We start from the raw sequence: 14,271 nt of genomic DNA, 5'->3' as shown, positions 1-14,271 counted from the left end.
AGTGTAAATGAAAACGGCCCCATTCGCAGGTAATATTGAGCCCCCTAAACATTTCTGACAAGGGAAGATGCAACCTGCAGGCATAGCGAAGCCCCCTCGCGCCCGGTTCACGCAAGAACCGGCACAAGGGGGCTTCGCTCTATTAAGGTGTCTGCATCAGTTAGGGGCGCTAGGGGAGTAGCACCCCCGCCGCGCCTCCCTCAGCGGCTATTAGGAGCAGTTGCCGTTCATATCGCAGGAAGGACCCGCCTCCGCAGCACCGTCACCCGCAGTATCACCAGCCGCGCCTGCCAGCGGGTTCAAAAACTCAACACGGTGAGTCTCCTCCCACACTTGACGCAGCGCCTGCACCAGCATCTTCGCAGGCTGCGCACCACTGACCGCCCACTTCGACTCAATCAAGAAGAACGGCACACCATTAATGCCCAGCTGGCGCGCCAACTGCTCATCGGCACGCACATCCGCCGCGTAACGGTCGCTCTTCAGCACGGCCTCAACCTCGGCGGTATCCAGGCCAATCTCAGAAGCAATATCCAGAATCGACTCGTGATCCTGCACCGAACGGCCCTGCGTAAAGTACGCCAGCTTAAACGCCTCCTCCGCCGCCGACGCCAAACCCTGCTCCGCCGCATAATGAATCACACGGTGCGCATCAAACGTGTTACCGTAGCGTGCCTGACGCCAATTGAAATCCAAACCCACCTCGCGGGCACGCTCCGCCAACGACTCCTGGCTCGCAATCGCCTGCTCCAGCGACATCTGATACTTACCGGCAATCATCTCAGGCAGCGAACCGGCAGGATGCTCCGTAGCCGACGGGTCCAGCTCAAAACTATGCCACACCACCTCAACCTCGTCGCGGTGCTCAAACTCAGCGAGCGCCTGCTCCAGGTTACGCTTGCCCACGTAGCAGAAGGGGCACACAATATCGGACCAAATATCAATACGCATGTTATCTATTCCTCTCATACTCGGATGCGGCACGCTGCCGCCTGTATGCTCACCTAACGCCCCAGCTACCGTGTTTATTCCTGCGCTACCCGCCCAAGGTTCAGCGAGTCGGGGAAAGAAAACCGGCAGCGGCGGGCACGGCGAAGCCCCTTCCCTCCCGCGCAGGGAGAGAAGGGGCTTCCAATAATCACAGCCTCGAGTGCACCTCTCGGAATCACCCGATCCGAACCGGCCTAGCGGTTTGCCGCGGCGGGGGCACCCGCAGTGGCCGAGGCCGTGGTCGAACGCGAAGCCGCGGGCTGGGGCGGCTGGGATGCGCGCGTGGTGGCGGCCGGCTGCGAGGGGGTCCTGGTTGCGGCTACCTCATCCTCGTACCGAGGGGTCTGGGCCGGAGTAGGAGTGGGGGTGGGGGTCGGCGAGGGAGCCTCGGTCGTTGCCTCCGCGGAGGGAGTCTCGCTCGGCTCGGGGGTTGCGGTCGGGCTGGGAGCCGCTGCCTTAATCTCCTCCTCCGAGGCATCGCCGTAGTAGTCGCGAATCGTGACCGGGGTCAGGCCGCGCTCGTCCAGCAGGCCCTTGAGCTTATCCAGAATCGGAATAATCGTCTCGTAATTCAGGTGGCCCAGAACAATCTGTTGCGGAAGCATGTAGCGCAGCGAACGCATGTAAATCACGCGGGCGCTGGTCTTTGCCTCATCACCGGTCGTGCCGTTCCACATGACCGGGCGGGTAAAGCCAATCTCACCGGCAGCCTTCAGCACGGCCTCGTTATAGCGGCCGTACGGCGGGCGGAAGTAGGGCTTCGACGAGACGCCGAAGATGCTCATAATCTCGTCCTCGTTGCGCTGCAACTCCTCCTTCACGCCCTCGGCGTCCAGGGTGGTCAGGTCGGTGTGGTTGTAGGTGTGGTTCGCAATCTGAATCTGCCCGCTCTGAACCAGCGGACGGAGAACATCAACGTTGTTCTTGAAACCCACGTACGAGGCGTTAATAAAGAAGGTCAGGCGAGTATTCGTACGCTTGGAGAACTCGGCGTAGCCGCGAATAGCCTCGGGGCTGGCACCGTCGTCAACCGTCCACGCGATGTACTTGCCCTCACCCACGAGAGCGTTGCCCACGCCGGGCCACTCGCGCGGCTTATCAATCGGGTTACCGGTGACGGACTGGGTCGGAGAGTTCGTGGCTACGGGTCGGGGAGTAGCGGAGGGGCTATCGCTACCGGCCTGGTAGGGAGTAAAGTTGCCGCTCGTGCTGTCGTAGTCGTTATTCGACTTGTTCGAGCAGGCTGCGATGAGCGGAAGCATAGCGGTGCCGAGCACAAAAAGTCGGCGGTTAGGCTGTGAGTGGATCATACCTTCCAGGATAACGCCCGCGTGGGTTCTACAAGAACCTGAACGGCCCCGCCACCCCAAATAATGCGCATATCACAGCGGGGTCACGTTCTCACCCGCGTATTTAAAGGTATCGACGTGCTGGGCTCGGCCCGCGAGGGGACGGGCTCAGTTACACTAGTGGGGTAAGAGTCTGAGGGGATAACGAATTGCGCAACCTAGTCAATGACGCCGCTGACGAGGCGGTTAACATCGGTTACCGCGTGGCCGACCGCCTGCACCGCTGGCGTGAGAAGCGCGCTATCGCCGCCGGCCGCGAGCCGATTCTTGTTCCCAGCGAGGGGTACGGGCGAGTTGCATCCGAAGGGAACCTGGGCTGGGTTCGTATCATCGCCCGAGCCCTCTACAACACGGTCGACCTTGAGCGACTCCTGCAGGTCGTGGAGGGAACCCAAGACACCGCCAACCCCATGCGAGGCTGGCGTGCCTTCACCGCGATCGCTATGTCGGATGCACCGGTCACCATCGTTATCGGCGGCGTCAAGTACGAGGCGTACACCGACCGCGGCGGCGTGCTCGACGTGAAGCTTGAGATTGACCTGGAACCCGGCATGCACGAGGTCATCATGTACGTGCCCGGGTCGCGCGCCGTAGCCACCAGCGTTTACATCGTGCCGGAGTCGCAGAAGCTAGGCGTCATCATGGACGTCGACGACACTGTCATGGTGACCATGCTGCCGCGCCCCCTCGTGGCCGCCTGGAATTCCTTCGTGCTCGACGAGCACGCGCGCATCCCGACCCCCGGCATGGCCGTCATGACCGACCGTATTCGCCGTAGTGAGCCGAACGCGCCGTTCATGTACCTGTCCACCGGCGCGTGGAACATTACCCCGACCCTGCGCCGATTCCTGAGCCGTAACGGTTACCCGCGCGGCACGTTCCTGCTTACCGACTGGGGGCCGACCCCCGACCGCTGGTTCCGGTCCGGCACCAAGCACAAGGTGGATTCCCTGCAGCGCCTGGTTGAGGAGTTCCCGCAGATGAAGTGGATCCTTGTCGGCGACGACGGGCAGCGCGACCCGTACATCTACAACGGCTTCGCGGTGCGTTACCCGGACAACGTGGCGGCCATCGTGATTCGTAACCTGACGGTGGGGGAGTCCGTGCTCGCCTCGGGCCGCGTGTGGAGCGATCACCGCGCCGAGCAGATGATGCGCTCACCCCTGTGGATCGAAGCCACCGACGGCGTGACGCTCAGCAAGAAGCTACGCGATCTGGGAATCATCGACTTCTAGACGTTCTCAGCTGCGCGCTTTTGCGCCCACGCATACCCTATATGCGGTGAAGGCCGACCACTCCAGCACGGGTGGTCGGCCTTCTCTGCGTGCGAGGCTCGGTGGGACCTCAAACCTGCTCTGAAACCCGCCCCGAAGATTCCGGTTCGTCCATCGGGGTTGTGGGGTGTTTAAGGCTTAACCAACTTAAACCAACGACACACCGGCCAGTTGCGAAGAATTAAAAATCTTTTGTACAGCTTTAATCACACCCCTTCGTCGCGGTCAGCCCCCGGGTTAAGGGCTCATTAAGAAAACCTGTTCGTCTTTAAAACCCCGTCGTTCCGCGTCATGATGGGCGAGTGTTAAACCTGCGCTTAAATCAAGCCCGAGGAATACGGCCCCGGACGTCTTAAAACGTCATAGGGGTTAAAAGCACCCTAAGAAACGAGCGGGGAGGGCCAACCAAAATGCCGCCCAACTTAAACCCCACCTGTGGATAACCTGGCGCACCCCGCGAAAATCCAACGAACTAGCCCCGCGGCAGGGTGTGGATAAGCTGTAGACATCCCCTCTTAAGTGGGTTCAGCTGTGGGTTTATCGAACGAAACACGACCCTTACACCACATCATCTTGTGGTGAAGAAAAATCTCGACACTAGATGTAGTATTAATACTCGGTTCCACCACTACGGCACTTTTGACCGCCCTGCCCCAGCGCAGGAAGCCGCCACACCCCACTAGAAGGGGTAGCGGACAGCACCGCGCTCGCCGTAAACAACACGTGGTGAACCACAAACGAAACACGCCAGATTCATTCACAAGATAACCCCGCCTGAGCGGGAGAAAGTAAGAGGCACTCCCATGGTAGTGACCGTTTACACCAAGCCGCAGTGTGTCCAGTGCAACATGACCTACCGCGCCCTCGACGCGAAGGGTATCAGCTACACCAAGGTTGATATCACCGAAGACGCTCAGGCCCTCGAAATGGTCAAGTCCCTCGGCTACATGCAGGCACCCGTCGTCATTGCAGGCGACGAGCACTGGTCCGGTTTCCGCCCCGATAAGATCAACGCTTTGGAAGCGTAAATCCAGCCGAAACCCACATAAACGGAATCGGCGTCACACAGCCATACCGGCACATACGAAGTAAGGAGCTCACGTTGAGTACCGTCCTCACGCCCAACCCCGCAGATGAACACGCAGAAATCCGCAAGATTCTCATGGATGCGCGTAACTCCTCTGAGGGTCGAGCGACCGAGGCTCTGGCGGACGCATCCGCGCCACTCGTCGTGTATTTCTCCTCCATCTCCGGCAACACCCACAAGTTCGTGGAGAAGCTTCGTGCTCGCCGTCTCCGCCTGCCCCTGCGCACCGGCGAAGACACCCTGGTGCTCGATGAGCCCTTCGTGCTGATCGTTCCCACCTACGGCAAGCCCGAAGGCGCAGGCAATGTTCCCCCGCAGGTGGTAAAGTTCCTGAACGTGGATCAGAATCGTGCGAACATGCTCGGTGTGATTGGATCCGGCAACACTAACTTTGGTCCGCTCTTCGGTATCGCGGCAGATATCGTCGCGAAGAAGTGCAACGTACCCGTTCTCTTCAAGTTCGAGCTCATGGGTACCGAAGCAGATGTAGAAAAAGTCAACGAAGGATTGGAAGCATTTTGGACGCAAAACTGCCCTCAGCACTAGAGACTCTCGGTGCGAGCCACACCGGCAACACCGTACCCGAGAAGTTCCGGGGTATGAGCTACCACGAGCTGAACGCTCTGCTGAACCTCTACGATGAGAACGGCAAGATTCAGTTCGACGCCGACCGCCAGGCAGCACGTCAGTACTTCCTGCAGCACGTCAACAACAACACCGTGTTCTTCCACGACCTGGAAGAGAAGATTGAGTACCTGATCGAGAACCAGTACTACGAGCCTGAGCTCTTCGAGAAGTACAACTTCCAGTTCATCAAGAACCTGTTCAAGCGCGCCTACGCCGTGAAGTTCCGCTTCCCGACCTTCCTGGGCGCCTTCAAGTTCTACACCTCCTACGCGCTCAAGACCTTCGACGGTCAGCGCTACCTGGAGCGTTTTGAGGACCGCGTCTGCATGGTGGCGCTGCTGCTGGCAGAGGGTAACGAGAAGCTGGCCGAGGAGATCGTGGACGAGATTATCTCGGGTCGTTTCCAGCCGGCCACCCCGACCTTCCTCAACGCGGGCAAGAAGCAGCGCGGCGAGCTGGTCTCCTGCTTCCTGCTGCGTATGGAAGACAACATGGAGTCCATCGGTCGTTCCATCAACTCGGCCCTGCAGCTCTCCAAGCGCGGCGGTGGCGTGGCGTTCGCCCTGACCAACCTGCGCGAATCCGGCGCACCCATCAAGAAGATTGAGAACCAGTCTTCGGGCGTTATCCCCGTCATGAAGCTGCTGGAGGACGCCTTCTCCTACGCTAACCAGCTGGGCGCACGTCAGGGCGCCGGCGCGGTGTACCTGCACGCACACCACCCCGACATCTACTCTTTCCTGGACACCAAGCGCGAGAACGCCGACGAGAAGATTCGTATCAAGACCCTCTCCCTGGGTGTCGTGATCCCCGATATCACCTTCGAGCTGGCCAAGAAGAACGAGGACATGTACCTCTTCTCCCCGTACGATGTGGAACGCATCTACGGTGTGCCCTTCTCCGACATCAACGTCTCCGAGAAGTACTACGAGATGGTCGACGATGCACGCATCACCAAGACCAAGATTAACGCTCGCGAGTTCTTCCAGACCATCGCGGAGATTCAGTTCGAGTCCGGTTACCCGTACGTGATGTTCGAGGACACCGTCAACCGCGCGAACCCCATCGCCGGTAAGGTCATCATGTCGAACCTCTGCTCCGAGATTCTGCAGGTTTCCGAGCCGTCCACCTACCACGCCGACCTCGGCTACGAGACCGTCGGTAAGGACATCTCCTGCAACCTCGGTTCGCTGAACATCGCCCTCACCATGGACGGCGACGACTTCGGCAAGACCGTGGAGACCGCAATCCGCGCGCTGACCTCCGTCTCGGACCAGTCCGATATCCGCTCCGTGCCGTCCATCGAGCGTGGCAACAAGATGAGCCACGCCGTGGGCCTGGGCCAGATGAACCTGCACGGCTACCTGGCACGCGAGCACGTCTTCTACGGTTCCGAAGAGGCGCTGGACTTCACCAACATGTACTTCTACACCGTGACTTACCACGCAATCCGCACCTCCATGCTGCTCGCTAAGGAGCGCGGTGAGCGTTTCGAGGGCTTCGAGAACTCGAAGTACGCCTCCGGTGAGTTCTTCGCCAAGTACATCGAGAAGGAATGGGCACCGCAGACCGAGCGCGCCCGCGAGCTGTTCGCCAAGCACCACATCCCCACCCGCGAGGAGTGGATTCAGCTGGCAGCCGACGTCGCACAGCACGGCATGTACAACCAGAACCTGCAGGCCGTTCCTCCGACCGGCTCGATTTCCTACATCAACGGTTCGACCTCTTCGATTCACCCGATTGCTTCGAAGATTGAGATCCGCAAGGAAGGCAAGCTCGGCCGCGTCTACTACCCGGCACCGTACATGACTAACGACAACCTGGAGTACTACCAGGACTCGTACGAAATTGGTTACGAGAAGATCATCGACACCTACGCTGTGGCAACCCAGCACGTGGACCAGGGCCTGTCGCTGACCCTCTTCTTCCGCGATACCGCAACCACCCGCGATATCAACCGCGCCCAGATTTACGCATGGCGTAAGGGCATCAAGACCATCTACTACATCCGTCTGCGTCAGATGGCTCTTGAGGGTACCGAGGTTGAAGGCTGCGTATCCTGCATGCTCTAGCCCGAATGCTGTGACGCATTCAGCCTGAGCTGGCACACTATAACTAAAGACTGGAAGGGGCGGTTACGGTAAACACGAAACCCGCCTGCGCGACTGGCTGGGCGCGCGTGGGACCGTAACCGCCCCTTAAGAATCGGAGAATTACTAATGAGCGAAAAGGTGAAGCTCGTCGACCACGTGATCGAGGCTATCAACTGGAACCGCATCGAGGATGAGAAGGACCTCGAGGTTTGGGACCGCCTGACCGGTAACTTCTGGCTGCCGGAGAAGGTGCCGCTGAGCAACGACGTGCCCTCCTGGAAGACCCTGACCGACGAAGAGAAGCAGCTGACTATGCGCGTCTTCACCGGTCTGACCCTGCTGGACACCATCCAGGGCACCGTCGGCGCCGTCTCCCTGCTGCCCGATGCTGTGACCGCACACGAGGAGGCCGTGTACACCAACATCGCGTTCATGGAGTCCGTGCACGCGAAGTCGTACTCCTCGATCTTCTCGACCCTCGCCTCCACCAAGGAAATTGATGAGGCATTCCGCTGGGCTTCTGAGAACGAGCACCTGCAGAAGAAGGCCAAGATCATTCTGGCCTACTACACCGGTGACGACCCGCTGAAGAAGAAGGTCGCCTCGACCCTGCTCGAATCCTTCCTGTTCTACTCGGGCTTCTACCTGCCCATGTACTGGTCCTCGCACGCAAAGCTGACCAACACCGCCGACCTGATTCGTCTGATTATTCGTGACGAGGCTGTGCACGGCTACTACATCGGCTACAAGTTCCAGCGCGGCCTGGCGAAGGAGACCCCGGAGCGTCAGGCAGAGCTGAAGGAGTACACCTTTAACCTGCTGTACGAACTGTATGAGAACGAGGTGGCGTACACCCACTCCCTGTACGACGGCGTGGGTTGGAGCGAGGACGTGAAGAAGTTCCTGCACTACAACGCCAACAAGGCCCTGATGAACCTGGGCTACGAGGCAATGTTCCCGGCTACCGTGACCAACGTTTCGCCGGCCATCCTCTCGGCGCTGTCCCCGAACGCTGACGAGAACCACGACTTCTTCTCCGGCTCCGGCTCCTCCTACGTGATTGGTAAGGCCGTGAACACCGAGGACGAGGACTGGGACTTCTAAGTCTGAAAGCTCGAGTAGGTATGAGTCAGTAGCGGTTTCAGACACACAAAAGAAGCGTCTCACTTCTCTTGAGAAGTGAGACGCTTCTTTTGCCTTATCTCTGAGCGTAAGTCAGGAAGCAAGCATAAGAGACAGATAATGAGGAGAGGTTGCTCCTAGATACTAATAACTATCTAGGAGCAACCCACCTATGAGAAATACTATCCTCCTAATAATCGCTTTAGCAGGCTGTCTTTCTTATGTTCTTCTTCATGATTCTTGATGATCTCGTGTAGTGCCTCAACATAGTCTTCAACAGCTTTGTATGGTTGTTCCGTCTCATGAGCAGCCTTTTTGAGCTCTGCTACCCGAAGCTTCCTACGGGAAGACAGTGAAAGCTCACCGTAAGTTTTGATAGCCAACTCTAGCTCGCCTTCAGCCTCATCGACCCACAAGCGAACAGACCGTATTACCTGATTCCTGCCCTCTCTATGTTCTTGGGAGGTTTGGATGGCTTTGCGAATGAAAATTTGATCTTCCTCAGACATCCAGCGCGCTTGAGTCTTAGCGCCGAAACTACGAATAACTGCCGCAGCATATTCTGCAATCTGCTCATTCTCATGGTCAGAGTTTTCAACAGCCCAACGCATACGATCACGAAAATCAGACTTTTCAGCTTCGTGGGAGCGAGCACGGTTAGTTTCCCATGCTACCCAGGCACCGAGTACAACAATGACGCCGCTGAGGTTGCGCACGACGTCGCCAGTAACTGCCCAATAGTGGGTTTTGTCACCCGTTGTACATAGGCCGACGATAAAACCGATTAACGCCAAAATAACCAGGGCTACTAGGCTAACAACAAGGATTTTTCGCCATTGATCAATGTTTTTTCGCCAGCGACGGGGTTTGGGCTCCAGTAATAGGTCTACCGAGTCCAAATTGGAAGATATTACTGGTTCTTCGATAGGTCCTGAAACCGTTGACGGCTTAGGTGCTCTTGACTCTGCGGCTAGCCTTCTAGCTTCTTCCTCTTCGCGTTCGGGTACTTGGCGGGAGCGACTATTGAAACTCATAGCGTTATGCAACTCTGCTGAGCCCAAGGGTGTTGAGGCGGTTTCCTAACGCTTCAAGAGACACTCCGAAATCCTTAGCCATTTGCGTACGAGTCTTACCTTCGTAAACCCAGATGCGCACTGCACCTTCAGGCATTAGTAGGTTAGCTGCGAAAGTATTAGCGTCGATTTCCCGTTTATCTTTGCCAAGACCTGCTATTTCGTCACGGTGCTCTACAAGCCCAATTCCTTCTTTGAGCTTGTGAGGTTCATTGTCTTGAATATAGGTGTAGTGACCAATTTCGTGGGCAAGGGTGAAACGGCGGCGGGTCTCAGAATGATCATAGTTGACTAGTGCCAGGGGAATGGTGTCTTCGGGTTCTTTGAGAAGGATGCCGGAGACATCTTTCGGAAGTCCCACTCGGTGCTCAACGCGGAGTCCCATACGTTCTGCAATGATGTACGGGTCGATGGGGAAAGTAACTTTATTGTCCTCGTCAATCCAGTGCTTCTGGATGGTTTCAAAGGCTCGTGTCTCTGCTGTGGACATTGTGTTTTTCTCTGTGAAGTATAGGGGCGATGCTTAGTGCGTTAAACCTGCCACACACTGCAATAGGGGTGTTTTTGGCGGTTGGAATTGCACCAGGGTATATGGTGAGTTATTCCTTAGAATACCTCATGATAGAGGCTTGAGGTTCAGGATGTTAAACATATTACGGCGACCGTGACCAACGTTTCGCCGGCGATCCTGTCGGCGCTGTCCCCGAACGCTGACGAGAACCACGACTTCTTCTCCGGCTCCTCCTACGTGATTGGTAAGGCCGTGAACACCGAGGACGAGGACTGGGACTTCTAAGCCTCCTTTCGCAACTTTCTCAACGTGCCTCTTCTCGACGTGAGATAACGTGAGATAAACCGAGCGGAACCCCCGCGTGTCCACTGTGGATGCGCGGGGGTTCCGCCGTTTAACCGGGCCTTTTAACCTGCCAGGATGCAGCGGGCAAGCGCTAGGGAAGCGGGAGAGCGGCACCCTGGTTCCAGCTATGGGCACCTCGCTACAAACTCTTCACCCCGTAGCATAAAAGACTGTTGATATATCGGGGCGCGGGGCGTACTGTGGAACCACTATCCCCAAATCCCGAAAAAGGAACATCATGCGTTCAGTTGTTATGGAAGCCCCCGGCAAGGTCGTCGTCAACGAAGTTGAGAAGCCGACCCTGCTCGAACCCACCGACGCCATCATCAAGCTCGCAGCATCCTGCATCTGCGGCTCCGACCTGTGGCCCTACCGCGGCGCAGACGCAGAGCCCGTCGATCACCGCGCAATGGGCCACGAATACATCGGCGAGGTCGTAGAAGTCGGCTCCGAGGTCACCACCGTAGCCCCCGGCGACTTCGTCGTCGGCTCCTTCTGCATCTCCTGCGGCGAGTGCGAAACCTGCACCGCAGGCTACCCCTCCCGCTGCCTCAAGGCCATCGCGGCAGGCGACGCCTTCATCGGTGCACGCTCCAACGGCACCCAGGCAGAATACGCCCGCGTACCCTTCGCAGACGGCACCCTCGTCAAGACCCCCGCAACCCCCACCGCGGAGCAGATCCCGCACCTGATGGCGGCATCCGACGTGCTCGGCACCGGCTGGTACGCGGCAGACGCCGCCGGCGCAGCCCCCGGCAAGACCATCGTCGTCGTCGGCGACGGCGCGGTTGGTCTGAGTGCAGTTATCGGCGCTAAGCAGCTCGGCGCGGAGAAGATTATCATCATGTCCCGTAACCCCGAGCGTCAGGCGCTCGCTAAGGAATTCGGCGTAACCCACGTGGTGGAGGAGCGCGGCGAAGAGGGCATCGCCAAGGTCATGGAGCTCACCGACGGCGTGGGCGCGCACGGCGTGGCGGAGGCTGTCGGCACCCAGCAGTCCTTCGACCAGGCTCTTGGATGCGTACGCCACGGCGGCTACATCGGCTTCGTGGGCGTGCCGCACGACAGCTCCATCGGTACCGATGCTCTCTTCGGCAAGCAGGTGCACCTGGAGGGTGGCCCCGCCCCCGTGCGCAAGTACCTGCCGACCCTCATCGACCTAATTTACAAGGGCGAAATTGAGCCCGGTAAGGTCTTTGACCTGGTCCTGCCCATCGACGAGGCCCCCAAGGGCTACGAGGCAATGGACCAGCGCACCGCCACCAAGGTGCTGCTGACCATGCCGTAATAGCTGGTCGTAGAGCCGGTTCCTGTACCGGCAATCCGGCATGTACGCGTTACTCATCCCCGCATCCGACCCTGCCCACCCCATGTGAGCGTAGGGTACCGGAGGCGGGGATGACTTTGGTTAAAAACCACTTTCTTGATGCGCGGGACGGCGAGGTGAGGGACAAATGCGTGAGCTAACACATAGAATAAAAGAGCATGATTCGTACAACTCGAAGGATGACAATGACGAAGAAGCCTTTCCCCTCCGACCTCGAAATCGCGCTTGCTGCCGATCTGTGGCCGATTAGCAAGATCGCAGCAGAGAGCGGCATCAGCGAAGATCGCCTCGAACCCTACGGCAAGTACGTCGCCAAGGTTCTGCTCGACGAAAGCACCAACGCAGAGACCGCCCGCAAGCGCGGCTCCAAGTACATTGTGGTGACTGCGGTGACCCCGACCCCGCTTGGCGAAGGCAAGACCGCGACCTCCGTCTCCCTCGCACAGGGCTTCGCACAGACCGGCCGCAAGGCTGCGCTGGCTCTGCGTCAGCCCGCAATGGGCCCGACCTTCGGCATCAAGGGCGGTGCCGCAGGTGGTGGCTACTCTCAGATTGTCCCCATGGAGAAGCTGAACCTGCACCTGACCGGCGACTTCCACGCCGTGACCGCGGCCCACAACCTGCTGGCCGCAATGATTGACAACCATCTGCACCACGGCAACGAGTTGCGCATCGACCCGCGCGCAATCGAGTGGCGCCGCGTTATCGACATGAACGACCGCTCCCTGCGCAACATCGTCGTGGGCCTGGGCGAGCGCATGGACGGTGTGGTCCGCGAGACCGGTTTCGACATCACCAGCGCCTCCGAAATCATGGTGATTCTCTCGCTGGCCACCTCCTTCAAGGATCTGCGCGAGCGTCTGGCCAAGATCGTGATTGGCCTGAACTACGACGGCGAGCCCGTCACCGCGGCCGACCTGAAGGCTGACGGCGCAATGTCCGTGATTCTGGCCGACGCCATCAACCCGAACCTGCTGCAGACCCTGGAGCACACCCCGGCCCTGATTCACGCCGGCCCCTTCGGCAACATCGCAACCGGTAACTCCTCCGTGGTTGCCGACTATGTGGGCCTGGAGTACTCCGACTACGTGATTACCGAGGCTGGCTTCGGCGCCGACATGGGTGCCGAGCGTTTCTTCAACGTCAAGTGCCGCGTCTCCGGTCTGAAGCCGGACGCCGCAGTGCTGGTCGTGACTGTGCGCTCCCTGAAGTCCCACTCCGGCCTGTACAAGATTGTTCCGGGCAAGCCCCTGCCCGAGGGCATGCTGCAGGAAAGCCCCTCCGATGTGGAGAAGGGCGCGGAGAACCTGAAGAAGCACATCGAGATTGTGCGCGACTTCGGTGTTCAGCCGGTCGTGGCCATTAACGCCTTCCCGACCGACTTCGAGTCCGAGCACGAGACGATTCGCCGTATCGCCGAGGAGGCCGGCGCTCGCGTGGCCATCCACCACGGTGTGGCCGAGGGCGGTAAGGGCACCATCGACCTGGCGAACGTTGTGGCCGAGGCCTGCGACGACGTTTCGGACCTGAAGTACACCTATGATCTTGAGGACTCCATCGAGACCAAGATCGAAAAGGTCGCGACCAAGGTCTACGGCGCGGACGGCATTTCGATTGCTCCGGCTGCCGCTAAGCAGCTCAAGCGCTTTGCGGAGCTGGGCTACTCGCACCTGCCCGTGGTCATTGCGAAGACCCACCTGTCCATCTCTTCGGATGCATCGCTGAAGGGTGCACCGACCGGTTGGACCCTGCCCGTGCGCGAGGTTCGCCTGGCTGCCGGTGCCGGCTACGTCTACGCAATCTGCGGCACCATGCGCACCATGCCGGGCCTGAGCAAGAGCCCCGCGGCTGAGCGCATCGGCTTCGACGAGAACGGCGTGATGGTCGGCCTGTCCTAAGACGGCTGTTTCAGCTAATCTGTAGCTGGTAGAGGCGGCGTTCCTTCCCTAGAGCGGGGGAGGGGCGCCGCCTTTCTGCGCGCCGTGTGCCGATATGGGGTCTGCCGGGTGGTGATCTAGCCCCGTCGGTGATGCTGATTCGTCGGTTGTTTTCGCCGCTCGTCGTCTGTGGAGAGCTCCGCTAGGTGGCTTGAAGACCACCCTCACTATGAGCTGGAGGGTTTATTTACGGGGTGATATACGGACTGTAAGGGGTTGCCATGAGGGGCCCTTTCGGGGTCTGTAAATCTTAAATTGGTCTGTATGTGTTATTTTTCCTCCTTGATATTCGCTTGAGCCTTATCTTTCATTAAACACCCTCTGGAGGTTGATTTTTAAGCGAGTTGTACACCTGCATTTTGTGAAAATACGATCTTGACTAGTATTTTTTCTTTTTTGTGAAAATTTTCGAGGTTGCACTTTTGGGGTCGCGGAAGAGCGGAGGGTGAGGCCCTCGTTCATAAAAGCATTAGCGAATGGGATGTTTTCGGGGGTGGAACGGACCAATAAGATTTTCTGTCGGAGGCCTTTGTGGG

Annotated in this window: 11 protein-coding genes and 1 pseudogene; 8 read left to right on the top strand and 4 right to left on the bottom strand. The window is 58.6% G+C overall.

What is annotated here, in order from left to right:
* Positions 1-210 precede the first annotated feature (210 nt).
* Positions 211-951, bottom strand: a complete 741-nt coding sequence (locus ADJ95_RS03195) for a DsbA family oxidoreductase (protein ID WP_049332511.1) — start codon at positions 949-951, stop codon at positions 211-213.
* A gap of 233 nt (positions 952-1,184) precedes the next feature.
* Positions 1,185-2,300, bottom strand: coding sequence for a polysaccharide deacetylase family protein (locus ADJ95_RS03190; protein WP_049332508.1), 1,116 nt, complete (start codon positions 2,298-2,300; stop codon positions 1,185-1,187).
* A gap of 188 nt (positions 2,301-2,488) precedes the next feature.
* Here ADJ95_RS03190 and ADJ95_RS03185 point away from each other — a divergent pair, with 188 nt between their 5' ends.
* The 5 genes from ADJ95_RS03185 to nrdF all read left to right on the top strand — a co-directional run bounded on the left by ADJ95_RS03185 (position 2,489) and on the right by nrdF (position 8,524).
* Positions 2,489-3,574 (top strand): App1 family protein, encoded by a 1,086-nt coding sequence (locus ADJ95_RS03185; protein ID WP_049332506.1) that lies wholly within the window; start codon positions 2,489-2,491, stop codon positions 3,572-3,574.
* A gap of 842 nt (positions 3,575-4,416) precedes the next feature.
* Positions 4,417-4,641, top strand: coding sequence for a glutaredoxin-like protein NrdH (gene nrdH / locus ADJ95_RS03180; protein WP_049332504.1), 225 nt, complete (start codon positions 4,417-4,419; stop codon positions 4,639-4,641).
* A 74-nt stretch (positions 4,642-4,715) separates the two neighbouring features.
* Complete coding sequence (nrdI, locus tag ADJ95_RS03175; protein ID WP_049332502.1) at positions 4,716-5,246, top strand: class Ib ribonucleoside-diphosphate reductase assembly flavoprotein NrdI; 531 nt, start codon at positions 4,716-4,718, stop codon at positions 5,244-5,246.
* On the top strand, positions 5,219-7,399 hold the full coding sequence (nrdE, locus tag ADJ95_RS03170; RefSeq protein ID WP_049332499.1) for a class 1b ribonucleoside-diphosphate reductase subunit alpha: 2,181 nt from the start codon (positions 5,219-5,221) through the stop codon (positions 7,397-7,399). The genes nrdI and nrdE overlap by 28 nt, the downstream gene beginning before the upstream one ends.
* Positions 7,400-7,546: 147 nt before the next feature.
* A complete protein-coding gene (nrdF, locus tag ADJ95_RS03165) occupies positions 7,547-8,524 on the top strand; it encodes a class 1b ribonucleoside-diphosphate reductase subunit beta (RefSeq protein WP_049332496.1) in 978 nt (325 codons plus the stop codon).
* Positions 8,525-8,724: 200 nt separating this feature from the next.
* Here the strand turns inward: nrdF and ADJ95_RS09255 are convergent, their stop codons facing one another.
* Positions 8,725-9,576 carry a hypothetical protein gene (locus ADJ95_RS09255; protein WP_152691697.1) on the bottom strand — a complete coding sequence of 284 codons (852 nt, stop codon included), beginning with the start codon at positions 9,574-9,576 and terminating at the stop codon, positions 8,725-8,727.
* 4 nt (positions 9,577-9,580) lie between these two features.
* Positions 9,581-10,105 (bottom strand): ImmA/IrrE family metallo-endopeptidase, encoded by a 525-nt coding sequence (locus ADJ95_RS03155; protein ID WP_049332490.1) that lies wholly within the window; start codon positions 10,103-10,105, stop codon positions 9,581-9,583.
* 168 nt (positions 10,106-10,273) lie between these two features.
* Between ADJ95_RS03155 and ADJ95_RS09250 the strand changes: the two are divergent.
* From ADJ95_RS09250 to ADJ95_RS03145, 3 genes and pseudogenes are all read left to right on the top strand, one after another.
* Positions 10,274-10,411 (top strand): annotated as a pseudogene (locus ADJ95_RS09250) (ribonucleotide-diphosphate reductase subunit beta); the annotation flags it as partial.
* A gap of 298 nt (positions 10,412-10,709) precedes the next feature.
* A complete protein-coding gene (locus tag ADJ95_RS03150) occupies positions 10,710-11,759 on the top strand; it encodes a zinc-binding dehydrogenase (protein WP_049332488.1) in 1,050 nt (349 codons plus the stop codon).
* Between the two features lie 224 nt (positions 11,760-11,983).
* The gene (locus ADJ95_RS03145; RefSeq protein WP_049332486.1) at positions 11,984-13,696 is read left to right on the top strand and encodes a formate--tetrahydrofolate ligase; all 1,713 of its coding nucleotides are present in this window, start codon (positions 11,984-11,986) and stop codon (positions 13,694-13,696) included.
* Positions 13,697-14,271: the final 575 nt, after the last annotated feature.

The sequence above is a fragment of the Rothia mucilaginosa genome (assembly GCF_001061665.1).
GTDB classification, from domain to species: Bacteria; Actinomycetota; Actinomycetes; order Actinomycetales; family Micrococcaceae; genus Rothia; species Rothia mucilaginosa_A.
This window is presented reverse-complemented; position numbering and strand designations above follow the sequence as displayed.

Excerpts from the sequence above, each read along its gene's own strand:
- ADJ95_RS03195 (WP_049332511.1), bottom strand. The coding sequence starts at position 951 with ATGCGTATTGATATTTGGTCCGATATTGTGTGCCCCTTCTGCTACGTG.
- ADJ95_RS03190 (WP_049332508.1), bottom strand. The coding sequence starts at position 2,300 with ATGATCCACTCACAGCCTAACCGCCGACTTTTTGTGCTCGGCACCGCT.
- nrdH (WP_049332504.1), top strand. The coding sequence starts at position 4,417 with ATGGTAGTGACCGTTTACACCAAGCCGCAGTGTGTCCAGTGCAACATG.
- nrdF (WP_049332496.1), top strand. The coding sequence starts at position 7,547 with ATGAGCGAAAAGGTGAAGCTCGTCGACCACGTGATCGAGGCTATCAAC.
- ADJ95_RS09255 (WP_152691697.1), bottom strand. The coding sequence starts at position 9,576 with ATGAGTTTCAATAGTCGCTCCCGCCAAGTACCCGAACGCGAAGAGGAA.
- ADJ95_RS03155 (WP_049332490.1), bottom strand. The coding sequence starts at position 10,105 with ATGTCCACAGCAGAGACACGAGCCTTTGAAACCATCCAGAAGCACTGG.
- ADJ95_RS03150 (WP_049332488.1), top strand. The coding sequence starts at position 10,710 with ATGCGTTCAGTTGTTATGGAAGCCCCCGGCAAGGTCGTCGTCAACGAA.
- ADJ95_RS03145 (WP_049332486.1), top strand. The coding sequence starts at position 11,984 with ATGACGAAGAAGCCTTTCCCCTCCGACCTCGAAATCGCGCTTGCTGCC.